Here is a 25,656-nt window from a genome sequence, read left to right as displayed (position 1 = left end):
CATGTTTGTACCATTTGACCAACTTCCGGAAGAGTCCCGGATCTGGATTTACCAATCCGACAGGCGCTTCACCGACGAAGAAGTGGCGGCAATCGACACGGCCCTCCGCGCCTTCATCGATAATTGGACGGCCCACGGTTCCGGACTGGAGGCCTCATTCGAAATACGCTACAACCGTTTTATCGTATTGGCCATCAACCAGGAGGTGCAAGCCGCAACCGGCTGCTCAATTGATGCATCCGTAGCTTTCATACAATCGCTGGAACAACAGTATGGCGTTGACCTGCTTGATAAAATGAACGTGACGTTCCGTACGGGTGAGTTCATTTCGCACAAAAACCTGACAGATTTCCGTCGCATGGCGAAAGAAAAAGCCGTCACGGGCAATACCATCGTATTCAACAACCTCGTTACCAATGTGGCCGAGTATCGCGACGCCTGGGAAGTACCCGCGTTCGATAGCTGGCACAGCCGTTTCTTCTAACATGTCACGCCGTTTTCTGGTTACCGCTGCACTACTGGTTTCGTCGCTGGTTCTACTGAACTGTGCGTCGAAGAAAACGTCGCACCCGCCGGTGGCGCACGTGACGGAGCCTTCGGATACGAAGATCGATACGGTAGCGGCACGAAAACACAAATTCCCGTTTCTCGAGGATTCCGATAAAGAAGACCGCTGGGTAGATAGTATCTATGCCCGTATGGATTTCTCGGAGAAAGCCGGCCAACTCTTCATGGTGGCGGCGTATTCCAATCGCGACTCGGCTCACGTCAATTCGGTAGAACGTCTCGTGCGCGACCAGAAGATCGGGGGAATCATCTTTTTTCAGGGAGGGCCCGGCCGACAGGCTGCCCTGACCAACCGCTACCAAGCGGCGGCCCGCATTCCTTTGTTTGTGGGTATTGACGCCGAATGGGGTGTAAGCATGCGCCTCGACTCAACCTACCGTTTTCCGTTTAATATGACCTTGGGAGCCATCCGTGACAAGCGACTTCTGGAAGAGGTAGGGGCACAGATGGGTAAGGAAAGCCGTCGATTGGGTGTACAGTTCAACTTTGCGCCTGTATTGGATATCAATACCAATCCGAAAAACCCGATCATCGGGTTCCGCTCGTTCGGCGAAGACCGGCATAATGTGACCGAAAGTGCACTCGCGCTTATGAAAGGCGTACAGAATCAAAGGGTTTTCTCTACGGGTAAGCACTTTCCCGGGCACGGCGATACGGAAACCGATTCCCATTATGCGCTTCCGGTGGTCAATGCTTCGAAGGCACGACTGGAAGAGGTGGAGTTGGTGCCGTATCGAAAGTTGATCTCCGAAGGACTCGCCTCTGTGATGGTCGCCCACTTGAATGTGCCGAGTATAGATGCGCGGCCCGGATACCCTTCTTCACTTTCTGACCAGGTCGTAACCGGTTTATTGCGGACGGAAATGGGCTTCGACGGCCTCATCTTTACGGATGCCCTCAATATGAAAGCCGCAGCCAACGCCCGTAAAAAAGGCGAAGTTGACCTGGATGCCTTCCTTGCCGGCAACGATATGTTGCTCTTTCCGGAGAACGTACCGGTGGCGCTGGAAAAGTTATGTGTCGCCTATCAGGATAGTATCATCACCGAAGAACGTTTGGCGCGCTCGGTGAAGAAAATCCTCCATTACAAATACAAAGCGGGATTGAACCATTACCGTCCGGTAGCCTTGACCAACCTCACCGATGAGTTGAATCCGGCTGAGAATATCGCACTACAATACCGCCTGTATGAAAATGCCGTTACCGTCGTGCGGAATGTGTCGGAAACCGTGCCTATCGGGGACCTGAGCCGGGAACGAATTGCTTACGTGAAGATGGGCGATGATGACAACTCCACCTTTTTGTCAACGCTACGTAAATATGCCCAGGTAGAGGAGGTGTCGCATACGGACATCGACACCCTCAACCAAAAATTAAAGTCCTTTTCACGCGTGATCGTGGGCTATCATAAGTCCGACAAGCCGTGGAAAAAGCACGACTTTTCAGAAACCGAATTACAGCGACTGCGCGCCATCGCCCGTGAGAACCACGTCATACTCGACGTGTTCGTGAAACCGTATGCGCTGCTACCCGTCGATTTCTTCAATGAGATCGAAACGGTGATCGTCTCGTACCAAAATGCTGACATCGCCCAGGAAGTGTCCGCTGAAATCATATTTGGCGCGGTTGGGGCCAAAGGACGCCTTCCGGTCTCGATTGGAACGACGTTTAAAGTAGGGGATGGCATCGACACCAAATCGACCGACCGACTCGGGTTCACCGCGCCGGAAAACGTTGGGATGCGCACCGCCACCCTGGCCCAGATCGATACAGAAGCGCAAAAAGCCATTGATACCAAAGCCGCGCCCGGCATGCAGATCCTGGTGGCGCGAAACGGAAAAGTCGTGTATCATAAGGCGTTCGGCTACCAAACGTATGAGCCCGAATGCAAAATCCAATTGACGGATGTATACGATGTGGCGTCGATGACAAAAATCCTCGCTACCTTACCCTTGGTCATGCAGGAGTACGACAAAGGGAATATACAGGCGACTACCACGCTGGGTGACATGCTGCCCCTTTTCCGCCATACCGACAAGGCCGCGATTTCCTTCACCGACCTGTTGTCGCATTATGCCGGACTGGAGGCCTGGATACCATTTTACAAATCCACACTCAACGCATCCGGTTTTCCCGACGATGCCTACTACCGCAAGGTGCCGGAAGATGGGTTCACACGACAGGTGGCAGATAGCCTGTACATCCGCAACGACTACAACCAGAACATCTTACAGCAAATTATAGCAAGCAAATTGTCAGGTAAGAGAGAATACAAATACAGCGATTTCACCTTCATCATTCTCAAAGAATATGTCGAACGTGCGATGGGAAAACCAATCGACGTGCTGGTGAAAGACCGTCTGTATTCCCATTTAGGCGCGAACAGTACGGGGTATAATCCGCTGTCGCATTTCCCTAAAACCGTAATAGCCCCTACGGAAGACGATACCTATTTCCGTCACCAACGCATACAAGGGTATGTGCACGATATGGCCGCCGCCATGCAGGGTGGGGTAGCGGGTCATGCCGGACTCTTCTCGAATGCCATGGATGTGGCGAAAATCATGCAGATGTATTTGTGGAAGGGCCATTACGGAGGGACACGATTCTTCTCGGCCGCCACATTCGATGCGTTCAACACCTGCCATTTCTGTGCAGAAGGAAACCGTCGGGGTTGGGGATTTGACAAACCACAACTACCTGGAACGGCTGGCCCGACCTGCAATTGCGTATCGCCTTCCTCCTTCGGGCATACGGGTTTCACCGGCACCATGACCTGGGCCGACCCCGAAAGCGGGCTGCTCTACGTCTTTTTATCCAACCGAACCTTTCCCGATTCGAACGCGCCCAACAAGCTGTCAAAAGACAATGTACGGGAGCGCATCCAGAAGATCATCCAGGATGCGGTGGTCCGTCCGTAAGCGATTTGCCCCGTCGTTACCCGACGATTTCTGCCCGCTTTTGCGTACTTTCGTAGTATGAAAATTGCCATCGTCTGCTACCCGACTTTCGGCGGAAGTGGGGTTGTCGCCACCGAATTGGGGCTGGAACTCGCCAACCGCGGACACGAAATCCATTTTATCACCTATAGCCAACCCGTGCGCCTGTCGCAATTGGCGCGGAACGTCCACTACCACGAAGTCTCGGTACCCGAATATCCGCTTTTCCATTACCAACCCTACGAGTTGGCGCTTTCGAGTAAGTTAGTCGACATGGTAAAACTGCACGGTATCGAATTGCTGCACGTGCATTACGCCATCCCGCATGCCTACGCCGGTTACATCGCCAAACAAATGTTGGCCGAAGAAGGCATTCATATCCCCATGGTGACGACCTTGCACGGAACCGATATTACGCTGGTGGGGAATCATCCGGGTTATAAACCTGCCGTGAGTTTCAGTATCAACAAGTCGGATATTGTAACTGCCGTCTCCGCTTCGTTGAAAGACGATACGTATCGGTATTTCGACATCCGTAAAGACATCCATGTCATTCCCAATTTCATTGAGCTTAACAAAGCCCAGGTCGATCCGGCCATGCCGTGCTGCCGTGAGCTTCTGGCCGCGGAACAGGAACGCATCGTCACCCACGTGAGTAACTTCCGGAAGGTGAAGCGCATCGCCGATGTCATCAAGATATTTTACCGCATCCAAAACCAAATGCCCGCCCGACTCATGATGGTAGGGGATGGCCCCGAACGCGCGAAGGCCGAGAAGCTCTGCCAAAAGCTCGGATTGGAAGATAAAGTCATCTTCTTTGGCAACAGCCATGAAATCGATCGGATCCTCAGCAACAGTGACCTCTTCCTGCTGCCGTCACAGACCGAGAGTTTCGGTTTGGCAGCCCTGGAGGCGATGGCGTGGGGCGTTCCCGTCATTTCCACCAATGCGGGCGGACTTACGGAAGTCAATTTCGACGGGATCTCCGGATATACCGCTCCGGTGGGCGCAATCGACGAACTGGCCCAGAAGGCCCTGATGATCCTCGAGAATGAAACCAGTTTGCGACGCTTCCGTGACGGTGCCCTTTCAGTAGCCCGAAAATTTGACATACACAATATTTTGCCAATGTATGAAGTTCTGTATGAACAGGCATTGGCCACGAACCCGGTATGAAGAAAACACTACTTTACGCATTCCTATTGATTGCCACCGCGTGTGGCACTTCGAAATCCGTTGTCGAAAAACGCCCGTTGTATGAAGTCCTGCTTCAAAATACCGTCGACGGCGGAAAATTCGAATTCTACGAAACCATCACCGAACCCCGTGAATTCACGATGATCCTTACCGACCCTGAATTGAAGGGAAAGGTAAAGGCAAACGACATCCAGACGAGTAATTTTGTGCTGTTGAATATGGGCGAGAAGCCAAGTGCCGGTTACGCCATCGGGGTAAAGAGTGTCGAGGAAACAGACCGGGCCGTCATTATCACGGTTGAAAAGAAAGAACCCGCGCCCGATGCTGTTGTGGCGCAGGTGATCACGGCACCGTACGCACTCATCCGAATCAATTCCAAAAAAGAAATTATCATCCAATAAAAAAGGCACCCCTCAGGATGCCTTTCGTTATTAGAACGTGAACCGGACGCCCAGTGCGATGTCGGGCCCGAAATCGTTGTCCCGGTACCCATCGCCGAAGTACAATTCCGGACGAAGGTCCAATGAGAGTTGCAGCGGGATGTCGAAGAGATATTCGATACCGATATCGCCCGCTACCAGTGCGAACGATCCGTCGCGGTCATCGGCTCCGGGCGGCACGTCGTAGCTATAGCTACCAATACCACCACCTACGCCGGCATACCAGTTGAAGCCGCCTTCGATGTTCCAGATCCAGTGGTAGAGCCCCACTAATTTAAACGCCTCATAGTCGTCATTGTCGCGCCATCCCAAATCGAGTTCCAGGCGGTTGTTGCCGCTTAAGTGGCGTTGGTACGACAGTTCGCCGCCAAAGCCATCGTTATCGCCCAGACGGAGTCCGAGCGCGTTTTTAGGAATTTCCTGTGCATTTGCCGCAAGTGCAAAACCCAGTGCCAGTAGGGCAGTTGAAAGGAGCTTTTTCATACTATTGTTGTTTTAGTATTTTGAAGTTACCCATACTGCCCGCCATATCATACAATGTTATGCCAAATTTAACAGCATCAGTTCGCAACCTGAAAGGTGTCGAGGACCTCTAGCATTGACTGTGAGCTACTTTGAGGGATCGGAAGCGAAACGCCCAATGCAGAGAAATCCTGAAGCTGGTATTGGATCGCTGTGTTAGCGGTTACGACACCGACTCCTGCCGCGTAATAGAGGGTGGAGTTTAGCACATCCTGCGTATCGGCCACGGTGATGGGGAAGGGTACTCCCTCAAACGTAGCCGTAACTTTCATGGATACCACATACGTGCTGGTCGTGACATCCTGGTAAACGGTACCATCCGATGCTGTCCAGGACGGGTAGTGCGCTCCGGCCTTCGACGTGATCGTGTAGTTGATCGTAAGCGGAATGTTGTCGAAGGTTTGTGTCGTTGTGCCTGAGTCACTGTCGAGAGTGGTGTTTTGACTCGCATCGGCGTCAAAAATCACGAAATCCGAGAGTGTAAAGCCAATAGGTACTTGCCCTGCAAAGGAGAAATTGTTGGTGCCTGTTGCTACCAACTTTGATCCCGACTTGCGAACAGCCGCCTGGTGGAAAAGTCCGGAGAAAAACCCAAACCGTGGACTGCGGCTTTTCATCTTTTTATAGGTCTGGGCGTTGATGATGGTATCGTTGGCGACATATAACGAATCGCGACCCGTAGTGCCTTCCAGGCTTCCGGTGACATCATACGTCCAGTAATTGGCATCGGTTAAGGGAAGATACACCGACGAACCGTTGTTATTGCTGCTGTCGTCGTCAGGCGAACAGGCACAGAATACAAGCGCGAACGCACACAAAAGGGAGAAGGATGTTTTCATATAAAAAGGTTGTGAGTGCTAAGATAGTAAAGTGACAGAAATCAGGAACCTTCGTGTAAGCTTATCTTACTTTTGTGTAACGCACGGCCGGGCGACGGCAGTAATTTTATACAGAAAAACCTACCATATGAAATATTTGTTTTTGCTACTGGCTGTGTGTACCGTCGCAACGTCCTGCAAACGCAAGGAGCCGGCCGAGGTGCACAAAGAAACGCGTACGGTCACTCTTGACACCACTTCTTTTGACGGATTTTTTGCGAAGCATCCCAAGTTCGCTACCTACAGAAAGGAAATCGGACAGTTGTACGCGCGACACGAGTCGCATTGTATCTGGTACGACAAGGCCGGGCGTATCGATTTTGCCGAAGTGCTTTATAACGCCGCCACCCAAATGGATGAAGAGGGTGTGGCGGCTCCGATACCGTATGCCTCTGAGTATGAAGCCCTCTTTGACAACGATTCGCGCAAGTCAAAGCCAACGGCTGAAAATGAGCTGTTGATCACCTCCCTGTATTTCTTCTATACGGCCAAAGTCTACGAAGGACTCGACCCGACACATAGCAAGGAAACGGGCTGGTACCTGCCACGCGACAAGACGTCGTATGTCGACTATCTTGACAAACTGATGAAAGAGCCCGACCTTATCAGGAAGGATGCATCGGAACAACTCGGCCAATACTACAATCTTCGGAAAGCGTTGAAGCGCTATCGCGATATCCGTGATAAAGGAGGTTGGCCGGTGTTGGAGATGCCGACCGGGAAGAAGGTGCTGAAGCCAGGGGAAACAGATCCGCTTATTGCGGCAGTTCGGAAGCGGTTGGCGTTGTCGGGCGATCTTACGAACGATTCGGGCAGTACCACTTTTGATAGGGAGTTGGAAGAAGCGATACAGCAATATAACCAACGACAGGCACGCGATGCGGAAGGACTGATTACCCCGGCGTTATTGTCGGAGTGGAGTGTGCCGGTGGAAGACCGTATCCGAACCCTGACGGTGAACATGGAGCGATGTCGTTGGTTGTCACCGGATATACTGGATGCCAAAGAAGTCATCGGTGTCAACATACCGTCTTTTCGGATGGCGTATTTCCGGGATGGAAAGCCGGTTTTTTGGTCAAAAGTGGTCGTGGGGAAAGAAATGAACAAGACGGTAGTATTCAGCGGTAAAATCAGTTACCTCGTTTTTAGTCCGTATTGGAACGTCCCGACCAGTATCCTCGAAAACGAAATCAAGCCGGGGATTGCAAAAGACCCGGATTATCTCGAAAAGCACAACATGGAATGGAACGGCCCGAATGTGCGGCAAAAGCCCGGTGACAACAATTCACTCGGACTCGTGAAGTTTATGTTTCCCAATACCAATAATATCTACCTGCACGATACGCCCGCCAAGAGCCTCTTCGGACGCGATGTGCGTGCGCTAAGCCATGGATGCGTCCGGGTGGAAAAAGCGCGGGAATTGGCTATTACGTTATTGAAGGATGATCCGAAATGGACGTCGGAACGGGTGGATCGGGCCATGCATGCGGGGAAAGAGACGGTATATACGCTGAAACGCAAGATTCCGGTCTACATCGCGTACTTTACGGCCTGGGCCGATGCCGAGGGTCGTGTCGCCTTTTTTCCGGATGTGTACGACCGCGACCAACGGCTGGCCGGACTGTTGTATGACGCCAATTAAGGCGTACCGGTGTCGGTCGTGGGCTGGTCGTCGGCAGAGGAATGGTTGCTGAAGGACTCATACTTACGGTTACCGAACGACTGGTGACGGCGCCTGTCGTCTTCGTGCGTTTCGATGGCATCTTCCGAAGCCTCATGTACGATCTTTTCATTTGTCAGTTCCTCGTCGCGATGGGTGGAGGAGGTGTCGGCGGGCGTTTTGGACGCTTGATTCGGGGTCTTTTTCATGACTTTTTCTTTCTAAGTTACGAAATCGCACGCTGGAATGCCCCCGATTTAAGACGCCCTTAGGAAAACTAAAAAAAATCGCATTCGGCGAGTTGCACGAAAAACGGATGAACGACGCAGCCCTATACCGTTCACCGCATCTTTGATTTGCTTCACCGTTTTTTTTAGACCAGAACGAGTGGCGGAGGTACTTTTGAACCATAATACAACATCAAATGCTACTAAAAGAATTCATCCTCCGCGAAACCAATATTCCTGTGTTGCTCCGCCTTCTGGGAATTCGACGTCTCCGATAGAAACCCCTTTACGGTTGCTGTTAAATGGCAGCTATTTCACCGGAAAAAAAAGGCTGTCCCCAATGTGGGAACAGCCTTTTTTGTTTGCAGGGAACGGTAGGGCAGTAGGGGAGATGGCGCAAAGTCAGAGACGTTTGCGCAGCGTAGTGCTTCGTAGAAGATGTCGTGGAGCGGGTTATGGAACCGAGTTTCTCCGCTGCGACTAAAGGTAATAAGAAAACGGAAACTTGAAGTTTGGACTAACCAACAAATTGCGAGTGCCCGCTGTTAGTGGCAGGCTCAATGATTTGATTTAAGTTCATTATAATACTTCAGATATTCCTCATAGTCATTAAACTTAGATTGATGATACATTATTCCGAAGGTTCCTTTCAACAAATCATCTAAAAGATTCAGACTTTGAAATCGTTTAAATTCGTCAATGACATATTGGAGATAGTCTAAGTTATGTGAAGCAATAAATCTTTGAGACTGCGTAACAATAGTTAAGTTGATATTCATCAAAGCAATTGAATCGAAAAAATCTGGAGATTTTTCGGATAAAATCAGAACCTTATTTCGGCTCAAAGGAAAAATCATTTCGTCAAAAACGTTATTTAATCTGACGTCAGTATTGTTTATAACAAATGGCCTATCACCAGTAATAAAAGTAGCATCAGTAGTCGATAAGTCAAAAACTTTCCACTTTCTTACGAGCTTTTCAAGTTCATCTAAACTTGCATTTGACACCGGTATCAAATGCTTAAACATTTTTTGAAGTTCAGAGTCGCTTAAAAGCTTTTTTAAAAATTCAGGAATGTCTTCATCGGTGAGTTTATTTCCATCTTTACTTCGCAAGCCAAACGAACTATTGTTAAACCCTTCTTTTTTTATTAATTCTACAAACTTTTCGTTTGTGTCGGGTGAGCGCCAATAAAGTTGAGAAAGAAAATGTAACAACTCGAACTTTTCATACGCAGTAAATTGATAGTTCAAAGTTGAACGGAACCTTGAAAATAATGGAGCAATACTTGTGTCTTTGGGCGTGAATATTGACTCTTCGAATGAGAATACAATTTCACCGTTAATACGAAAGTTATTTAGATGGTTTTTATAAAATTGACTTTTTGGATCTTGTTTTCCAATTATTTCATCTCTTATTTTATCGTATACAAAAATGTTTTGGTTTGTGTCTGAAAAACCCTTGAGATAGAAAACAGGCAAATAATGATGTCTTTTAGAGAACTTTTTCGGATTCATTTCAAGTACATTTTTGAGAGCTTGCCACTAACGGTTTGCCGCCACGCGACATTGCGGAAAAACGAGCCGAGTTTTCTCCACTAAGCTAAAAAGTTCTACGTAAAAACCATGCTTCTGGCGAAAGACAAACCAGCAATGATCGCGTGGCGGCTGTTAGCTGCGGTTTAAATTTTTTACTTCTGAAATTAATGTGTTATCATCATGGAATTCTAACTTTTTTGTTTCCGGATTTATTTTGACGTAAATGGAATAATAAGGTTTCTGAGACAAATCTTTTATTTCATTTGAAAGTATATCATTTGGAAAGTTTCGATAATGCTCCAACATTATTTCTGAAAATTCGTCCACTGCGTTTTCCCATTCTTTTAAACTTAAGCTATTATTAAATAACATTTTTATTTGTCGATTAGCAGCAGTTTGAAATAGAATTGACACGGCAAGTGATTCATTGTATTTTCCTGATAGTTTTTGTGTAGATTCTTCTGCAGCGATCAAATGTGCTTGAGTTGATTTTCCTCTGGCGAGCATTTTTTTACAAGCGCTTTTTACAAGTTGATAATGATCTTTACCTGCTTCTTGCAAGAATGCTTCAAAATATGGTTTTAAAATATATGTAGCTAAGAATGTTGGTACAATCCATTCTAGTGCATTGTACATGGCATTCCCTTGCTTTGTTATATGAACTTTTAATTCATTTTCTTTTATTTCAGAAATATCATTATTGATAATTTCCTCTGGGTAACTTTCAGGATAAGTAAATATCAAGTGAACGGTTTCTTCCATAGTTTGTGTGGTTATAAATCGCAGCTAACTAGTGTATAGGTTGAACAGATATTAGCTTATTCCTCCTACATTCTCTGGATAAACGAAGTTTGCATAATAACATCGTCGCCACCCCGACCAAAGCCCTATCAACATACCGCCGATCGCGTTATTTATCTCATTGCGCCATGTCCAAAGTAACTCACTAACCCCCTGCAACCGTTCGAAAGTACAAATTTATTCGGAAAAGATGCCTTTCGCCCCGCAGTTTGTTGCTATTATCTTACATCGTACACCGCACTGCCTACTGACTACTGACAACCGCGTCAGTACGCGCGTCCTCCATCCAAACAAAAAAAGCCCGCGATTTTTCTCGCAGGCTTTTGTATGGAAACGGTCAGGATTATTTCAAACTTCCCACCATATCTTCTGGCTTGACCCATGCGTCGAAATCTTCAGGCGACACATAGCCAAGGCGCACCGCTTCTTCTTTGAGTGTCGTGCCGTTCTTATGGGCGGTCTGCGCAATCTCAGCGGCTTTATAGTAACCGATTTTGGTGTTCAACGCCGTGACCAGCATGAGGGAATTATCGACAAGTTCTTTGATACGCTTGTAGTTCGGCTCGATGCCCTGCGCGCAATGCTCGTCAAACGATACGCAGGCGTCGCCGATCAGTCGTGCTGATTGCAGGAAGTTAGCGGCCATTACCGGCTTGAACACGTTCAGTTCGTAATGCCCCTGCATGCCACCAACGGCAATGGCCATATCGTTTCCGATGACCTGCGCGGCCACCATGGTCAAGGCTTCACACTGTGTTGGGTTTACTTTACCCGGCATGATGGAAGAACCCGGTTCGTTTTCCGGAATGAGGATTTCACCGATACCCGAACGCGGACCTGAGGCCAGCATGCGGATGTCGTTGGCGATTTTATTCAGCGACACCGCCAATTGTTTTAGTGCACCGTGGGCTTCCACGATCGCATCGTGGGAGGCCAGCGCCTCAAATTTATTAGGAGCCGTGCGGAACTGATGTCCGGTAAATTGCGCAATATAGGAAGCTACTTTCACATCGTAGCCGGCTGGTGTGTTGAGTCCGGTGCCGACAGCGGTTCCGCCCAGGGCAACCTCGGAAAGGTGATCGAGTGTGTTGCGAAGCGCCTTCATGCCGTAGTCGAGCTGGGCGACATAACCCGACAGTTCCTGGCCGAGGGTAAGCGGCGTGGCATCCATCAGGTGGGTGCGGCCGATCTTGACGACGTTTTTGAATTCTTCTGCCTTGGCGTGCAGTGTGTCGCGCAGTTTCTGTACGCCTGGCAGCGTCACTTCTACAGCGGCTTTATAAGCGGCGATGTGCATCCCTGTAGGGAAGGTATCGTTGGACGACTGCGACTTGTTGACGTCGTCGTTCGCTTTGAGAACGGGGTCGCCTTCACCGATTTTGCCGCCGGCCAACACCTGTGCGCGGTTTGCGATGACCTCATTGACATTCATGTTGCTTTGGGTACCCGAACCCGTTTGCCAGATGACCAGCGGGAATTCGTCGTATAGTTTTCCGGCCAGGATTTCGTCGCAGACGGCGGCGATCGCATCGCGTTTTTCGACGGATAGCACACCCAGGTCGTGGTTGGCGTAGGCGGCGGCCTTTTTCAGGTAGGCAAAACCGTCGATGATTTCGCGTGGCATCGAGCCGGGAGTTCCGATTTTGAAGTTGTTGCGGGAGCGTTCGGTTTGTGCGCCCCAGTATTTGTCAGCGGGGACACGCACTTCGCCCATGGTGTCTTTTTCGATACGATAGTTCATATAGAAGGAGTTAGGAGTTAGTGGTCAGTAGTCAGTAGTTAGTGGTCAGAAATTGTGGTTCGTTTGTTCTCGGTTGCAGCCCGGATTGGAGCGGAAACCCCGCAAGGCACGGGCCTGATTTTTTGCCGCTGGAGCGGGGCGACCGGAGGAAGCCCAGCGAAGGCGATGCAAAAAACGGGGCCGGGACGCGGAGTTGCAGCGGAAAGCCGGAAATGCTGCCCTTAAAAGCCGTCCAAAAGTACGGATTAATCACCTTTTTTAAAAAATTCCGCCTGAATTTAGTAGGGAGATGGAATATTCGGCTACCTTTGCCGTAATTCAACAATTAATTGCTGCAGCTATGTTTGAATTTCAACAATACCTGGGCTTTCTTGCCTTCCTGACTGTCCTGACCATCGGCTTTTGGCTGATGATTTTCCTGATTACGTTCATCATCCCGTATTGGGTATATGGCGGTACGATGGAATTGCTCCGCGAGCGCAGGGCACAGAAGAAAGAAGAGGCCTAATCAGGTACTTAGAAAGAAAAAAGGGACACCGGCCGGTGTCCCTTTTTTTATGTTATTGCTTGACGATCCGGAAGCTGGTCGGTTTCCCGTCAAGATCCACCTGGAAGACGTAGGTACCTGAGGCAAAGCCCGAAAGGTCGACCTGTTCGTCGGTGCCATTTGTAGTGCGCTCGAGCAGGCGGCGTCCGTCGATGCCGTATACCCGAATGGAACGGAAGGCACGTGAGGCATGCAGGAATACGCGTCCGTTTGTTGGGTTCGGATTATAGGTGAAATCAATCAGGTCGTTTTGTCCGGTGCTGAGATTCGTACAGGTAATCTGTGCGTTCCATCCGTCGGCCGTGATGTATTGGTCGGATGTGAAATGGAAGGTCAGCGCACCTGTGACATCAGTCGATTCGAAAGGACCAGCTTCGATGTCGCCACCTGTGATGCCCAGCGGGGTGAGCAGCGGCGCATTGGTGCTGTCGCCGTCGTGGATGAAAAGGAAATCGTATCCGTATTCAATGTCGATCATGGCGAACGTCACCTTGATTTTCGCACCCGGATCGGCCGGTTTGACGACACGTACCCAGTCTTCCATATCCGTATAGAAACCACCGGCGCCTCCTGAATCAAGGAAGAGTGTACCGGTGCAATAGTCGGTGTTGGTCGCGAAGATCGTGCCCCGCGCCAACGAGGTGAGGTCACCGCAAATGGGGCGGATCAATACTTTATAATAGGTATTCGCCAACAGTCCGGAGAAAGTCGTAGTGGTCGCATTGTCGACGGTAGTCCAGGTGTAGTCGGTAAACGGATATAATGCCAAACCCACTTCGTACGCGCCAACCGAGTTCTCATCGTCCCATGAGATGGTTACGGCGTCGTCGGTGATAGTTGAGGCTTTCACGTCGTGTACGAGCGAGATACACGTATTGATACAATCCGTGCTGAGACAGGTCGAATTGTTCATACTTTGCTGGATTTGTGCAGCCGGTTGCGGGCCGAAGCCGTTTGCCAGGTTCACGCCGGCGCTGAGCAGGTGACAGTAGCTCATTATGGTGCCACCTACCTGGTCGGACGGAACAGCGGCGATAGGGCAATCGCCTTCGGCAAAATTTAGATTCGCGGTCGGACCACAGCCATCGATCATGGTGCCATCGCCGTTCCAAAAACAGGCATGGGTATGGGGTGAGCCCAGCAAATGGCCAAATTCGTGCGTGACGACCATCACACTCCAGGAAAAAGTCGGTACGGTTTCAAATTCGAAGAACAGGTCGGAGTAGCTGAAGTTCTGGTCGGAGCAGAGTCCGTTTATGGTTGCCGCCACGCCCCCGAGTCCGCCGTCATCGATGCCGACCAGTTGTCCGAGATCGCCGTTAAAGACCGGGCGAAGGGCATGGAACTGGTAGAGGTAATCGACGGATGCCGAACCGAAATACGGATCTTGTTCGGTCCAGATATACAGCGATTTAATGACGGTATTGATTTCGTCGTTGTTGTAGATGGTTTGGACGTTGTTGTAGAGCGCCAGCATCCAATTGGTGGTTTCGTCGGTATCCGAGTTGTTGGCCAGGTAGAGGTCGTGGTCGATCTCAAAATACAGGGTGGCGCAGCGCTCGGTGGTTACCCCGCGTTGGGCGGAAGGTGTAGCCGGAACGGCACCTTTGTCAGACGTATGGCATTGGAAGGAATTGGGAACGTTGAGTTTTGCATCGGAATAGACAATATAGTCGCTTGTATTTCCGGGCGTCCGGAGTTTTACCACATTGACGTTTTTGGATGGACGGATCGGAGACGATACCGCTGAAGCCCGTCCGGAAAAAACTGAAGGCTGCAAGCGACTCCGGATGGTTTTCCAAAATACCGCGGTAAAAGATACCCGCCTCGGGTGTGACGAGGGCGCCTTTATCGGTCTTCACTTCAAAATCGGAAGTCGTGACCTCGACTTTGTACATCAGGACAGACAGATTCTCATCACCATACGGTACCGACAATCGAAGTACGTCCGGCCGGGTCGCGAAAAGCGTCGCCATCGAAGACGCGTTGAGGGTGGCAATCGTCGCACCACTCACTGCTTTCTGGTAACGGGTATCAGACGGGGCTGTGTTCCGTTGCAGGGGCGCCAGTTCAAAAGGAGTGGCATTTGCCAACCGTTTGGCCAGGGTTCGGGCCACATTTCCGTGTTGCGCCTGGAGGGAGGCTGAAAATAGCACTAACACGAGTAGAAACTTCTTCATAGCAGGTAGTTTGGGTCAAAAATACTAAAATACTGACATGCAGGCACGACAGTAGATGGAAACTCAGTCGACACGTTGCGTCGCGACTTCATACAATTCAAGGCCGAAATACCCAACCGACGCATAGATGTGGTCAAAGATATCGGCCATGATATATTCATAACTCTCCCAACGCTTATCGCTGGAAAAGCAGTAGATCTCGAGTGGAATACCGTTGGGCGTCGGCTGCAACTGGCGGCACATGAGGTGCATATCGCGGTTGAGTCCGGGGTATTGGTTCAGGTATTGTGTAATATACTTCCGGAACAAACCGAAATTCGTCATGTTTCGACCGTTGATCAACAGCGATTTATCGATTTGGTGGGACGTATTGTATTTCCGGATGTCGGCCTGTCGCTGGTCGATGTAGGGCGCAATCAGCTGGATTTTCCGGAGGTTGTCGATTTCGGCATCAGACAAAAACCGGATGCTTCCGGCTTTCAGGAGAATGTGCCGTTTGATGCGGCGCCCGGCCGACGACTGCATGCCGCGCCAGTTGCGGAAGGAATCCGAAATAAGGCTGTAGGTCGGGATGGTCGTGGTGGTATTGTCGAAGTTCCGGACCTTGACGGTGGCGAGGTTGATTTCGATGACGTCGCCATCGGCCCCGAATTTATCCATGGTGATCCAGTCGCCGATGCGCACCATATCGTTCACCGACACCTGTATACTGGCCACAAATCCCAATATCGTATCCCTGAAGATCAAAAGGATAATCGCCGAAATTGCCCCAATCATCCCAAAGAACACATTGAGGGAAATACCGAAAAGCAGCACGATGATGGCGGTGACACCAAATGTCCATAGTACGATCATCACTACTTGTATGTAGCTGTCGATCGGCTTGTCGGCGTAGGCCGGTTTAAACTTCAGGTAGTCGCGTAGGGCATTGAAAATCGTGCGGGTAATCCAGAGTACGAGCAGTATGATGTAGATGCTGACAAGCTTCCCAAAAAGATTTTCCCAATAGTCAAAGCGCGCCAGGATGATGGGCATCATCTTGTAGATGAACAGAAGCGGAATCAGATGGGCGACGTATTTGGCGGTTTTATTCGAAACCAACAGGTCGTCGAAACGGGTAGAGGAGTAGCGGGCTACTATGACCAGGGCGCGTACGAGTGTATACCGGAAGATCCGGAAGATCCAGTAGGAGAGGAACCCCAGTACCACGATATTAAAGGCCACCGCCACATACGACGCCAGGGTGTCGTTGACGCCCCAATGTACGAGCTGCTTGTAGGCAAATCCGAAAAAACGCGTTGCGTATTGATGCATCCCACAGGTATTGGCGCCGTAAAGATAGGAAACCCGCCGCTACCTAGATGCACGCGGAAGTTGTGTCGCCCGGAAAATTCCCTTACCTTGACCGTTGAAAGAAAACGTCCATGGCCAAGCGCGAGCTAAAGAAATACATCGCCGAACTCACGAAGGAACAACTTGAAGAGCAATTTGTATTGCTGTATGAGAAGTTTCCGGAAGTAAAGACCTACTACAATTTTGTGTTCAACCCGCAGGAAGAAAAACTCGCGGACGCGGCAAAAGCCAAGATCGCCAACGAGTATTTCCCCACCAGAGGCAAACGCGCGAAGCTACGCCGGTCGGTGGCGCAAAAGCACATCAAGCATTTCATCACGTTGGGCGTTGACCCATTGGTGATTGGGGATGTGATGCTCTACGCCATCGAAACAGCGCAATCGTATAGCGCGCGGCGCCAGGTTCGGTATGCGTCGTTTTACAACAGTCTATTGACCGCCTATAAACAGGCCGTGGAATTTGCCGCCAAAAACGGCGTTATGGCCGATATGCGCACGCGATTGGCCGCCATACCGGAAGTCGCCCGGGCGCAGAAGTGGGACAATCACTGGGATTTCGCCACGATATGGTCACGAATCGACTAGATCCTCGTTCGGGTATTCTACATAACCCGCCGATAATTCACCGGTGCGAAACAGGTTGACCTTGTCATGCGCCACCCGCGTAGGCTCGGGAATACGGTAGCCCCGGATGCACTTCTTGATGATCTCAAGGCTTTGTTTGCTGCTAATCAGGTGGCCGGGCGACACATAAATAGGTTTCACCCGGTCTTTCGTTCGCAGTGCGTAACCCAACGGTTCATTCAGGCGGCTGTAGATAACCGAGGCACTCAGTTTTTTCCACTCCGGTTCGTCGTACCGGCCATACAGCATACTCTTCGCGCAGCCAATCGAAGGCTGGTTGTTCAATACACCAAAATGCGAAGCAATACCCAGTCGGCGCGGATGCGAAATACCTTGTCCGTCCAAAACTACCACATCCGGTTTCTCCGGTAATTGTTCCCAGGCCTGTTGCAACGCAGGGGCTTCCCGAAAGGCAAGATAACCAGACACATAAGGGAAATGGGTTTCGGCAACAACGAGGGAATGGGCGAGAATACGGAGGTCAGGGTAGGACAAGACGACGATTCCGGCATAGACAATCGGACTGAAACGGTTAAACGAAATGTCGGCCCCGGCTATGGTCCGAATGGGACCTTCTAAGGGCGCGAGCGAAATTTTGGACGCCATCTCTTTTTGCAAAAGCGTGGCCTCCGTAATAGTTACGTGGTCGTAGGTTAACATTTGGGGGATTTAATGTTGCCGAAATTTACAATTTAAAAACCGGAATCCCCGTTTTTAGCGTTACTTTTGCAAATTCCCATTTTTTTGGGCCCTGAATGAATCACGACACCGACCTTTTCAACGAAGAACCCAAGACGCTTTACGAGTATCAGAAAGCGGATATAGACCGGATTTTTGACCGGATGGACCGTACGCCACCCGACTATCACCTGCTGTATCAGTTACCTACAGGGGGCGGAAAGACCGTGATTTTTTCGGAAATCGTGCGCCGGTACCTCCAATATCACAACAAGAAAGTGGTGGTCTTGACACACCGCATTGAATTGTGTAGGCAAACCTCTGGTATGCTTTCGGGATTTGGTGTACGTAACAAGGTCGTCAATTCGAAGATTCGCGAGTTACCCGACCAGCACGAGTATTCCTGCTTTGTATGTATGGTGGAGACGCTGAAAAACCGCATCAATGACGAAGTGTTGAAGATCGACAACGTCGGACTCGTGATCATCGACGAAGCGCATTACAACTCCTTCCGCAAGATGTTGTCGTCTTTCAAAAAGGCGTTCATCCTTGGGGTGACGGCAACGCCACTAAGCTCGAACATCCGCCTGCCGATGTATGAGAATTACGATGAACTGATCGTAGGTGACTCCATCGCGTCGCTTATTTCAAAAGGATTTTTGGCGAATGCCATTACGTATACCTACGACGTGGGTTTGACCTCGCTGAAGGTCGGTATCAATGGTGATTATACCGTTAGTTCATCGGATGAACTCTACATGGGTATTGCGATGCAGGAGAAGTTGTTGCATGCCTACACCGAACAGGCGGTGGGCACGAAGACACTCATCTTCAACAACGGTATTCGTACCTCGTTATATGTTTTGGATACCTTTCGGACGGCCGGTTACCCGATCCGACACCTCGACAATACGAGTTCGCCCGAAGAACGACGGGATATACTGTCGTGGTTCCGGCAAACACCGGATGCGATTCTCACATCGGTCGGTATCCTGACAACAGGTTTCGATGAACCCACGGTAGAGACCATCATATTGAACCGCGCTACGAAATCACTAACATTGTATTTCCAGATGATCGGACGCGGATCGCGTAAGCTGCCCCACAAAGACACCTTCAAGGTCATTGATTTGGGTAATAACGCCGCCCGTTTCGGACTCTGGCAGGATCCGGTAGACTGGCAACGGATTTTCCGCTCGCCGGAATTTTACCTGGAAAACCTGCGCGATGATTCCGAGATTGAGATGCACTTCCGTTACCGCATGCCGGATCATGTGCGTGCCAAATTCGCACTGACCCCCAACGTTGACTTCGACATTGAAGAAGAATACCGGCAGGCCGTACACCAAAACCTCCGCCCGAAAACGGTCATCGACCGCTCGATTGAACAGCACGCTGCTATGTGTGTCGACAATACCGACGACCTTCGGGAAGCCCGACTGCTGTCGAAAGACCTGTTAGAGGACATCGAGTCACGCGTGCGCCGGTTCTGTCACTGCATGCCGAACTACACCAAAAATTACCGCGACTGGCTTTTCGAAGACTACAAACAGCGATTGACGGTGGAGATTGGCAAGAAATACCGTGAGAAAATCTTCCGGGAAGAGGAAAGTGTGTAGAAGTAGTCGGTAGTTAGCAACGTGACCAACAAAATTGCGTAAATGTTTGATAGCGGTAAGGGCGATTTTTAAAAATATAGAAAACACGTACCACAATTTTTACTTGTTCAGAATCTCTAATATTGTCTTGAGACTTCTTGAATGCGATTCAATAATCTCATTTAAGTTTTGACTGTATTTACTCTGCAATGCGAAAGCTTCTTTTAAATCTTTAATTTGTCTGTCAGTTTCGTGCATAAAGTCATTTATAGTATTTGACAATAAAATTAATGATTCAGTTTTGTCTGTGTCGCTTTTAAAAAATTGCTCCAACAATTCAAATTTATATTGGGCAACATTTAATTCATTTTCAATCTTTTCGATTCTTTCAATCATTTGTGTTTATCATATTTAAATCATTTCTATAATATTTCTTTTTAAATCAACACAGTAGAGTAATCGATGAACCTTAAAAAGAAGTACATCGATTACCTACTAAATACTCTTATGGTTTTGATTGCGATAAAACTGAACCAGCTAAAGTTTTTGTTGTGTTACTATACTTGTCGCTTTGCAATACTTTGGACGCGATTGTTTCCATTTGATTGCTTGTCTGATGCAGAGTGTTGGCTTGTGACAAAACTGATCCAGCTAATGATTTTGAAATTTGAGAAGAATAAGGATTCTTCAAAGTTTCTGATGCGATTTTTGTCACTGACCGTGACGATTTCTTTGAATTCATAATAGTGTAGGTTAACAATTAGTAACACTTAAAGTTATTTATATTTAATACAAATAATGCATTTAATAGAAAATACTTATCAACTAAGTTATTAACTTAATTCCCAGTAGTTTAGGACTAGTAAAATGTCCTACTACTAACCGCTGTCTTGTATAATGGCAGATTCTACAAGCCGGAAAATTGGTTATCACGTAGAACTTTTTACCTTAACGAAGAAAACTCTCTTCGCTTTTTCGCCACTATACGAGGCCGCAAACCGCTCGTAGTTGGAATAGACTTACTTCCTCAGTTACTCAGTTACTCAGTTCCTTCCAAAAAAAAACGCCCCCATCACTGGAGGCGCCCAAAAACATGTTTTTGAATCACTAAAAAACCACTTTCGTGTTCACGTGGAGGTTTTTGATAGCGTAGGAATGCGTGCGGTCGCCGCTTGGCAACTGCGTCAAATTTAGGCGATAGATATGCCGCCTGAAATACGGCATTATGCGTATATTTAGGAGTTAGGGGTTAGGAATTAGGAGTTAGGAGAGAGGAGTGGGGTAAGCCCTTTTGAAATTTCGTCCTTCGGCGCTGGAAGTTGGCCTATTGCAAAAAGTAGACTTTCGAAATTTTGCCGTTCTCGATCACATAAATCGCGGTTCCATCTAGTGCTTTATCATTAAAGCGGACGTGTTCCTTGTCGATGACACGGTTGCCATCCACAATGCGGTTGACGATCTCGCAATGAAGGTTGGCCGCTTGGCTGAACATGGCCCCATAGTCGCTTCGCATTCGCTCTTTTCCTTTGAACTCAAGTTTATTAGGGAAAGTGTATATTTCGACGTCATCCGAATAGGTATCCAAAAACGCGTCAATATTCCGGAGGTTGTAGGCATTCACCTGTCGCTGCACGAGTTCTTCGGGCGTTTCGGCTATAAGTTCGTTCACCGTTGACGGTGAGCCATTGTGGAACACAAGTTCAATAGTGTCCAACGCGTTGAGTGATTGGGTTGGGTCGGCGTTCAGAAGCAATAAGTTCGCCCGTTTTCCGACCGCCACGGTGCCGAAGTCGGTTTCTTTGGCTAGCGCCATGGCCCCGTTTCGGGTAGATGCTTCGAGTATCGTCCAGTTCGAGAGTCCTGCTTCCTGCATGCGGCGCAGTTCCGAACGATAGGAAGCGGCATGGAGTGTCCCGATATTGCCCGCATCGGTTCCAGAGGCGATCCGCACGCCACCGTCTGCCAGCTTCTTGAGGTTTCGGGCCATGATACCCCGCTGCTTTTTGGATTTCTCTAATTGCTTCGCATCCCGGAAATAGTTTTGATAGCCTTTGATCAGGGCGGTATCCGGCAGGTGGCGCAGGTCAAACAAAGAGCCCAATGCGAAGGGATCGCTTTTCGCTAGCTCCTCCCGTGAAAAGGCGAGGGTTTGTGCGAACGTGTTATCATAACCATCGCCGACCGTAAGTGTCGGACAAAGTACGATCTTTTTGTCTTTCAGCAACGTGACGAAACTATCGCTGATGTCTTCGTCTTCGATGCTGTGCACCAGAAAGTCACATCCGCTTTCTACCGCTAGTTGGGCGGTGATCCGTTCGGTGGCGTGCACCGCCACGCGTATGTGGTTCGCATGGGCTTCTTCAATGATGGCCTGCACAACCGGCTGGTACTTGCGGGCGCCGGCTTCTGCACCCGTTCCGTCGACGTCGGCGATATACCATATCTTGATAAAGTCGGGACGATGCGGCAACTGTTCGCGCACCATCTGCCGGCCTTCGTCCGGTGTCAGCGCCAGGCGGAAGGGTTCGTCAGCGCCCAATCCTTTGAAGGGCTCTGGTTCGTACGTCGTAATGAGCGGCCCCGACATAAAAACAGTCGAACGGAGCGGTTTGTCGGCCCACTTTCGTTTCAGCTCAAGGAAATTGTAGGTAGCACCCGGATCGATAACGGTGGTAATCCCGTTGGCGAGGTAGCGTTGCAACACGTTTTCCATCCGGGCATGGACTTCCGCAATTTCTTTCTCATAGGGCTTCCTTTTCCGCAAATCCATGGCGTCCGGACGGGTGTAAAGTCCGCCGCTCTGGAAAAAATGCACATGCGCATCCACGAGTCCCGGCATCAGAAACTTTCCTTTTCCTTCTATAACCTTCGCCCCCGCAGGTACCTTCCGACCGGATGTCGCGATCTCCGTGATGCGATCACCGTTAAGTACGACCGTGCGATCGGGCAGCAGTTTGTGTTTTTCCACATCTACAACGGTGACATGGGTGATGTAGGTCTGCGCGGTAAGCCACTGCGAGACGAGAAGGAGGAAGGCAAAACGTTTCATATCAGCGCTGGTTGAAGGTGTCGTGGTCGTCGATGAAAGTTACTTTGCGCGTCGGGGCCGTATTGATGCGTAAGTCAAAGATATCGAATCGGTTATAATGTCCGAGGATATCATGCATCTGTTTCGGCTGTATGCATTTCGCCAGGTCGATTTCCGCGTAGGCGATGCCCTCGTCGTCGATTAGCGGTTCTCCGATCACGGCACCATTCGGACCGATAAATCCGGAAAAGGCCGCACTTTTTCGCGTCAGCAATTCGGCAGCGTTCGGTACGTCCGGCGTCATACGGTCGATGATTTCCTTCGAAATGGTCGAACATGATACAATAGTAAACAGCTTGCCCTCAAAGGAATGGGCGGCTGCCCGTATCTTGATCGCCTCCGCCATGTTGTAATCAGGAGGTGCTACGGGCAGGGAAATATAGTTGGCAATGTGTATCAATTCTCCCTGCGAGAGCAACGCAAAGCGCGCCAAAGTATTGGTGTTTTCCCCACATGCCAGCGTCCCGATAGGGCCAATGCCGGTTTTGTAGACTTTAAGTGACGACCCGTCACCTGCGGTCCACGTGAGCTTCTCCGCCCAGGTAGGCACCAGTTTCCGGTGTTTGCCGATCAGTGCCCCGGTGTCGTCGATGATCAGGTTGGTGTTGTAGATCTCTCCGTAGCTCTCGCCCCGTTCGTTCATGCCAATGACCACGTGGATGCCGTTTTCCCGCGCTGCGTCCTGTAAACGTCGAATCGGCGCGCTGTCAACCGATACCGAATTGCGGTAAAGTTCTTCGTACCACTTGCTGCCCTGCACCGGGGTCATGATCCAGTTCCAGTAAGGGTAGGCGGAGATAAAGACTTCAGGAAAAGCAATGAGTTGCGCCCCGTTGGAAGCCGCTTCCGTAAGGAACGAAATGGCCTTATCCACCGTTTTTTCGACGTCGAGGAAAACAGGTGCGGTTTGCACGGTGGCGGCTTTGAAGGAAGGGAAGGAGGACATGAGAAGAAGTAGTTAGTGGTTGGTAGTTAGTCGTTAGTGAGAAGAAACGGGAGGATGCGCGCTTTCATTTCCTCGGAAAATGGAACGGATGTGATTTCGTTACGGGCTTCGTTGAGACCCACGTTCACCAGCGTGGCTTCGCCCTCCAGACAGTTTGTTTGGTCTTTCTTGTGGACGAAGCGGAAGCCAATGGTAACAGAGGCACCGCCACAACGCGTGACCCAGAGTTGTTTTTCAAGGATGTCGCCAATCCGCGCCGGTTTGCGGAATTGTACTTTCAGGTCGACGGTCGGTATGCCGTTGGTTTCGTGTATTTTGGAAAACGGTCGGTCAAGACACTCGGCAAACCAGTCTTCCACCAAATCATTGAGCATTTCGAGGAAACGGGGATAAAACACGATGCCGGCGAAGTCCGTGTGGCGGAAGCGAATGGTTTCGGGTTTGGAAAACAGTTGTTGCATATCAGTTCGAAGATTTGAGGCGGAAACGTTGGATTTTTCCGGTTTCGGTTTTGGGTAGGCCCTCGGTGAAGTGGATGACGCGTGGGTACTTGTAAGGAGCCGCTACTTCCTTGAACCATTGCTGTATACCTTTCTTTAATTCGTCCGATGCTTTATCTTTTTCTTTCAATACGATGTGGGCGCACACCAGCATTCCGCGCTCCTCGTCCGGCACGCCGACAACGGCACATTCGTGGATGTCGTCATGGGTGAGCAGCACGCTTTCGACTTCAATCGCCGCGATGTTGTATCCGGAGGAAATGATCATATCGTCGCCCCGCGCTACAAACCAAAAATAGCCGTCTTCGTCCTGTCGGAAGATATCGCCGGTGATGTTCCATCCGTTTTCCACATATTCCTGCTGTTTCTCCGTTCGATTGAGGTATTTACAACCCGTCATGCCTTTTACAGCCAATCGGCCGGGCTGCCCTGCAGGAAGTTCGTTACCCGCGGTGTCCAAAATACAAGCCTGATAACCGAGAATCGGCACGCCCGTGGCGCCGGGCTTCATATTGTCTTCGTGTGATGAGATAAAAATATGGAGCAGTTCCGTCGAGCCTATACCATCGATGATTTTCAGGCCAGTGGCGTCATACCAATCCTGCCAGACTTTCAGTGGGAGGGTTTCGCCCGCCGACACGCACTTGCGGAGAGAAGAAATGTCGTAATCCGCTACTTTTCCCGTCAATACCCGCCAGGCGGTGGGCGCGGTAAAGCATATGGAAATACGGTGTTCCTGTATCGCCTGAAGCAAAAGGTCTGGTGTGGGTTTTTCGATCAGGAAGGTGGACGCACCAAAATACATGGGGAAGAGCACGAGTCCGCCCAAACCAAAGGTAAAGCCCAACGGTGGACTTCCCGTAAAAATATCATCAGATGTCGGCTGTAGGGAGTATACCGGAAAGGCCTCGCAGATATTCAATATGTCTTTATGGAAATGTGCCGTCATCTTCGGCAGGCCGGTGGTACCCGACGTGAACCCGATAAGGGCCACGCTATCCGACTTGGAGTGGTAATTATCGAAATGGGTCGGCTTTTGCGCCATCGCGCTTTCCAATTCCGAAGGCTGCTGTTCGGAGCCGTCAAACAAGCAGGTTTTTTTGAGGAAAGGCGAAACGACGAGCGACAATTCCTCCTGCAACGACGCATCGCATAACGCATGGGATATTTCCGCGCAATCGATAATGGTCGTTAACTCTTTCGAGCGAAGCAAAGGCATGGTCGCTACCACGATCCCGCCTGCTTTCAGGATGCCGTACCAAGAGGCCACCATCATCGGATTATTCGCCGAGCGAAGCAATACGCGGTTCCCGGATTTCAGTCCGAGATCGTCTACCAACACACGGGCAATCTGGTTGGCTTTATCAAAAAGCTGTTGGTAGGTCCAGGTTGTGGTAAACGTCCGTAAACAAATGCGATCTCCGTTTCCTTCACGGATGTGGTGGTCCAGCAGTCGGTCAACGCAATTCAGGAACTCCGGATGTTGGAACTGCGGCAGGTCGTCGACGAAATGCGGCAGTAAATCCGCCGGCGGAAGATGGTCGTGCGCGAATGAATCGTCGTAGTGTTTCATTGGTCGCTGTTTGGTGGTTGGTATTTGGTATTGGGTTGTTGGTATGGGGTATTTAGTATT

At 49.9% G+C, this 25,656-nt stretch carries 23 protein-coding genes; 8 read left to right on the top strand and 15 right to left on the bottom strand.

What is annotated here, in order from left to right; translation table 11 throughout:
• Position 1 precedes the first annotated feature (1 nt).
• The 4 genes from MKO97_RS11085 to MKO97_RS11070 are packed head-to-tail and all read left to right on the top strand — an operon-like array spanning position 2 to position 5,104.
• Entirely contained in the window at positions 2 to 484 is a 483-nt protein-coding gene (locus tag MKO97_RS11085; RefSeq protein ID WP_241103289.1) for an ABC transporter ATPase, read from the top strand.
• A 1-nt stretch (position 485) separates the two neighbouring features.
• Positions 486 to 3,488, top strand: a complete 3,003-nt coding sequence (locus MKO97_RS11080; RefSeq protein ID WP_241103288.1) for a glycoside hydrolase family 3 N-terminal domain-containing protein — start codon at positions 486 to 488, stop codon at positions 3,486 to 3,488.
• 57 nt (positions 3,489 to 3,545) lie between these two features.
• A complete protein-coding gene (bshA, locus tag MKO97_RS11075; protein WP_241103287.1) occupies positions 3,546 to 4,682 on the top strand; it encodes an N-acetyl-alpha-D-glucosaminyl L-malate synthase BshA in 1,137 nt (378 codons plus the stop codon).
• Positions 4,679 to 5,104, top strand: a complete 426-nt coding sequence (locus tag MKO97_RS11070; RefSeq protein ID WP_241103286.1) for a protease complex subunit PrcB family protein — start codon at positions 4,679 to 4,681, stop codon at positions 5,102 to 5,104. The genes bshA and MKO97_RS11070 overlap by 4 nt, the downstream gene beginning before the upstream one ends.
• A gap of 30 nt (positions 5,105 to 5,134) precedes the next feature.
• On the opposite strand, the gene MKO97_RS11065 is transcribed toward MKO97_RS11070, so the two are convergent.
• Both MKO97_RS11065 and MKO97_RS11060 read right to left on the bottom strand, forming a co-directional pair.
• Positions 5,135 to 5,626: a hypothetical protein gene (locus MKO97_RS11065; protein WP_241103285.1), complete on the bottom strand. Its 492-nt coding sequence runs from the start codon at positions 5,624 to 5,626 to the stop codon at positions 5,135 to 5,137.
• 77 nt (positions 5,627 to 5,703) lie between these two features.
• Complete coding sequence (locus tag MKO97_RS11060; RefSeq protein WP_241103284.1) at positions 5,704 to 6,504, bottom strand: hypothetical protein; 801 nt, start codon at positions 6,502 to 6,504, stop codon at positions 5,704 to 5,706.
• Between the two features lie 127 nt (positions 6,505 to 6,631).
• Between MKO97_RS11060 and MKO97_RS11055 the strand changes: the two genes are divergently transcribed.
• A complete protein-coding gene (locus tag MKO97_RS11055; protein WP_241103283.1) occupies positions 6,632 to 8,185 on the top strand; it encodes a murein L,D-transpeptidase in 1,554 nt (517 codons plus the stop codon).
• On the opposite strand, the gene MKO97_RS11050 is transcribed toward MKO97_RS11055, so the two are convergent.
• The 4 genes from MKO97_RS11050 to fumC form a co-directional block, all read right to left on the bottom strand.
• Entirely contained in the window at positions 8,182 to 8,412 is a 231-nt protein-coding gene (locus tag MKO97_RS11050) for a hypothetical protein (RefSeq protein WP_241103282.1), read from the bottom strand. The two genes, MKO97_RS11055 and MKO97_RS11050, sit on opposite strands and share 4 nt — an antisense overlap.
• A 575-nt stretch (positions 8,413 to 8,987) precedes the next feature.
• Positions 8,988 to 9,947 (bottom strand): DUF4238 domain-containing protein, encoded by a 960-nt coding sequence (locus MKO97_RS11045; protein ID WP_241103281.1) that lies wholly within the window; start codon positions 9,945 to 9,947, stop codon positions 8,988 to 8,990.
• Between the two features lie 153 nt (positions 9,948 to 10,100).
• The gene (locus tag MKO97_RS11040; RefSeq protein ID WP_241103280.1) at positions 10,101 to 10,730 is read right to left on the bottom strand and encodes a hypothetical protein; all 630 of its coding nucleotides are present in this window, start codon (positions 10,728 to 10,730) and stop codon (positions 10,101 to 10,103) included.
• Between the two features lie 382 nt (positions 10,731 to 11,112).
• Positions 11,113 to 12,510 carry a class II fumarate hydratase gene (fumC, locus tag MKO97_RS11035; protein WP_241103279.1) on the bottom strand — a complete coding sequence of 466 codons (1,398 nt, stop codon included), beginning with the start codon at positions 12,508 to 12,510 and terminating at the stop codon, positions 11,113 to 11,115.
• A 340-nt stretch (positions 12,511 to 12,850) separates the two neighbouring features.
• Between fumC and MKO97_RS11030 the strand changes: the two genes are divergently transcribed.
• Positions 12,851 to 13,018, top strand: coding sequence for a hypothetical protein (locus tag MKO97_RS11030; protein WP_241103278.1), 168 nt, complete (start codon positions 12,851 to 12,853; stop codon positions 13,016 to 13,018).
• A 52-nt stretch (positions 13,019 to 13,070) separates the two neighbouring features.
• On the opposite strand, the gene MKO97_RS11025 is transcribed toward MKO97_RS11030, so the two are convergent.
• The 3 genes from MKO97_RS11025 to MKO97_RS11015 form a co-directional block, all read right to left on the bottom strand.
• Complete coding sequence (locus MKO97_RS11025; protein WP_241103277.1) at positions 13,071 to 14,765, bottom strand: M12 family metallo-peptidase; 1,695 nt, start codon at positions 14,763 to 14,765, stop codon at positions 13,071 to 13,073.
• Positions 14,668 to 15,237 (bottom strand): hypothetical protein, encoded by a 570-nt coding sequence (locus MKO97_RS11020; RefSeq protein WP_241103276.1) that lies wholly within the window; start codon positions 15,235 to 15,237, stop codon positions 14,668 to 14,670. The genes MKO97_RS11025 and MKO97_RS11020 overlap by 98 nt, the downstream gene beginning before the upstream one ends.
• Positions 15,238 to 15,300: 63 nt before the next feature.
• Positions 15,301 to 16,551 (bottom strand): mechanosensitive ion channel family protein, encoded by a 1,251-nt coding sequence (locus MKO97_RS11015; RefSeq protein WP_241103275.1) that lies wholly within the window; start codon positions 16,549 to 16,551, stop codon positions 15,301 to 15,303.
• Positions 16,552 to 16,661: 110 nt separating this feature from the next.
• On the opposite strand from MKO97_RS11015, the gene MKO97_RS11010 reads away from it, so the two are divergent.
• A complete protein-coding gene (locus MKO97_RS11010; RefSeq protein ID WP_241103274.1) occupies positions 16,662 to 17,174 on the top strand; it encodes a DUF6155 family protein in 513 nt (170 codons plus the stop codon).
• On the opposite strand, the gene nfi is transcribed toward MKO97_RS11010, so the two are convergent.
• Positions 17,160 to 17,873, bottom strand: a complete 714-nt coding sequence (nfi, locus tag MKO97_RS11005; RefSeq protein ID WP_241103273.1) for a deoxyribonuclease V — start codon at positions 17,871 to 17,873, stop codon at positions 17,160 to 17,162. The two genes, MKO97_RS11010 and nfi, sit on opposite strands and share 15 nt — an antisense overlap.
• A gap of 95 nt (positions 17,874 to 17,968) precedes the next feature.
• Between nfi and MKO97_RS11000 the strand changes: the two genes are divergently transcribed.
• Positions 17,969 to 19,510 carry a DEAD/DEAH box helicase gene (locus MKO97_RS11000; protein ID WP_241103272.1) on the top strand — a complete coding sequence of 514 codons (1,542 nt, stop codon included), beginning with the start codon at positions 17,969 to 17,971 and terminating at the stop codon, positions 19,508 to 19,510.
• Between the two features lie 99 nt (positions 19,511 to 19,609).
• On the opposite strand, the gene MKO97_RS10995 is transcribed toward MKO97_RS11000, so the two are convergent.
• The 5 genes from MKO97_RS10995 to MKO97_RS10975 all read right to left on the bottom strand — a co-directional run bounded on the left by MKO97_RS10995 (position 19,610) and on the right by MKO97_RS10975 (position 25,596).
• Positions 19,610 to 19,885 (bottom strand): hypothetical protein, encoded by a 276-nt coding sequence (locus tag MKO97_RS10995; RefSeq protein WP_241103271.1) that lies wholly within the window; start codon positions 19,883 to 19,885, stop codon positions 19,610 to 19,612.
• A gap of 928 nt (positions 19,886 to 20,813) precedes the next feature.
• On the bottom strand, positions 20,814 to 22,538 hold the full coding sequence (locus MKO97_RS10990) for an amidohydrolase family protein (RefSeq protein WP_241103270.1): 1,725 nt from the start codon (positions 22,536 to 22,538) through the stop codon (positions 20,814 to 20,816).
• A 1-nt stretch (position 22,539) separates the two neighbouring features.
• Positions 22,540 to 23,523, bottom strand: a complete 984-nt coding sequence (locus MKO97_RS10985; protein WP_241103269.1) for a carbon-nitrogen hydrolase family protein — start codon at positions 23,521 to 23,523, stop codon at positions 22,540 to 22,542.
• A 26-nt stretch (positions 23,524 to 23,549) separates the two neighbouring features.
• Positions 23,550 to 23,984 (bottom strand): thioesterase family protein, encoded by a 435-nt coding sequence (locus MKO97_RS10980; protein ID WP_241103268.1) that lies wholly within the window; start codon positions 23,982 to 23,984, stop codon positions 23,550 to 23,552.
• A 1-nt stretch (position 23,985) separates the two neighbouring features.
• Positions 23,986 to 25,596 (bottom strand): AMP-binding protein, encoded by a 1,611-nt coding sequence (locus MKO97_RS10975; protein WP_241103267.1) that lies wholly within the window; start codon positions 25,594 to 25,596, stop codon positions 23,986 to 23,988.
• Between the last annotated feature and the right edge of the window lie 60 nt (positions 25,597 to 25,656).

This window comes from Flavobacterium sp. HJ-32-4, from assembly GCF_022532105.1.
In the GTDB taxonomy this organism is placed as follows: Bacteria; Bacteroidota; Bacteroidia; order Flavobacteriales; family Flavobacteriaceae; genus Flavobacterium.
Note: the sequence above shows the minus strand (reverse complement) of the source record. Positions and strands in the feature narration are given on the sequence as shown.

Bases quoted from the DNA above. Each gene is read 5' to 3' on its own strand.
- MKO97_RS10980 (WP_241103268.1), bottom strand. From the start codon at position 23,984: ATGCAACAACTGTTTTCCAAACCCGAAACCATTCGCTTCCGCCACACG.
- MKO97_RS10975 (WP_241103267.1), bottom strand. From the start codon at position 25,596: ATGAAACACTACGACGATTCATTCGCGCACGACCATCTTCCGCCGGCG.
- MKO97_RS11085 (WP_241103289.1), top strand. From the start codon at position 2: ATGTTTGTACCATTTGACCAACTTCCGGAAGAGTCCCGGATCTGGATT.
- MKO97_RS11070 (WP_241103286.1), top strand. From the start codon at position 4,679: ATGAAGAAAACACTACTTTACGCATTCCTATTGATTGCCACCGCGTGT.
- MKO97_RS10990 (WP_241103270.1), bottom strand. From the start codon at position 22,538: ATGAAACGTTTTGCCTTCCTCCTTCTCGTCTCGCAGTGGCTTACCGCG.
- MKO97_RS11065 (WP_241103285.1), bottom strand. From the start codon at position 5,626: ATGAAAAAGCTCCTTTCAACTGCCCTACTGGCACTGGGTTTTGCACTT.
- MKO97_RS11060 (WP_241103284.1), bottom strand. From the start codon at position 6,504: ATGAAAACATCCTTCTCCCTTTTGTGTGCGTTCGCGCTTGTATTCTGT.
- bshA (WP_241103287.1), top strand. From the start codon at position 3,546: ATGAAAATTGCCATCGTCTGCTACCCGACTTTCGGCGGAAGTGGGGTT.
- MKO97_RS11040 (WP_241103280.1), bottom strand. From the start codon at position 10,730: ATGGAAGAAACCGTTCACTTGATATTTACTTATCCTGAAAGTTACCCA.
- nfi (WP_241103273.1), bottom strand. From the start codon at position 17,873: ATGTTAACCTACGACCACGTAACTATTACGGAGGCCACGCTTTTGCAA.
- MKO97_RS11030 (WP_241103278.1), top strand. From the start codon at position 12,851: ATGTTTGAATTTCAACAATACCTGGGCTTTCTTGCCTTCCTGACTGTC.
- MKO97_RS10985 (WP_241103269.1), bottom strand. From the start codon at position 23,523: ATGTCCTCCTTCCCTTCCTTCAAAGCCGCCACCGTGCAAACCGCACCT.
- MKO97_RS11055 (WP_241103283.1), top strand. From the start codon at position 6,632: ATGAAATATTTGTTTTTGCTACTGGCTGTGTGTACCGTCGCAACGTCC.
- MKO97_RS11020 (WP_241103276.1), bottom strand. From the start codon at position 15,237: ATGAAGAAGTTTCTACTCGTGTTAGTGCTATTTTCAGCCTCCCTCCAG.
- MKO97_RS11000 (WP_241103272.1), top strand. From the start codon at position 17,969: ATGAATCACGACACCGACCTTTTCAACGAAGAACCCAAGACGCTTTAC.
- MKO97_RS11050 (WP_241103282.1), bottom strand. From the start codon at position 8,412: ATGAAAAAGACCCCGAATCAAGCGTCCAAAACGCCCGCCGACACCTCC.
- fumC (WP_241103279.1), bottom strand. From the start codon at position 12,510: ATGAACTATCGTATCGAAAAAGACACCATGGGCGAAGTGCGTGTCCCC.
- MKO97_RS11080 (WP_241103288.1), top strand. From the start codon at position 486: ATGTCACGCCGTTTTCTGGTTACCGCTGCACTACTGGTTTCGTCGCTG.
- MKO97_RS10995 (WP_241103271.1), bottom strand. From the start codon at position 19,885: ATGATTGAAAGAATCGAAAAGATTGAAAATGAATTAAATGTTGCCCAA.
- MKO97_RS11010 (WP_241103274.1), top strand. From the start codon at position 16,662: ATGGCCAAGCGCGAGCTAAAGAAATACATCGCCGAACTCACGAAGGAA.
- MKO97_RS11015 (WP_241103275.1), bottom strand. From the start codon at position 16,551: ATGCATCAATACGCAACGCGTTTTTTCGGATTTGCCTACAAGCAGCTC.
- MKO97_RS11045 (WP_241103281.1), bottom strand. From the start codon at position 9,947: ATGAATCCGAAAAAGTTCTCTAAAAGACATCATTATTTGCCTGTTTTC.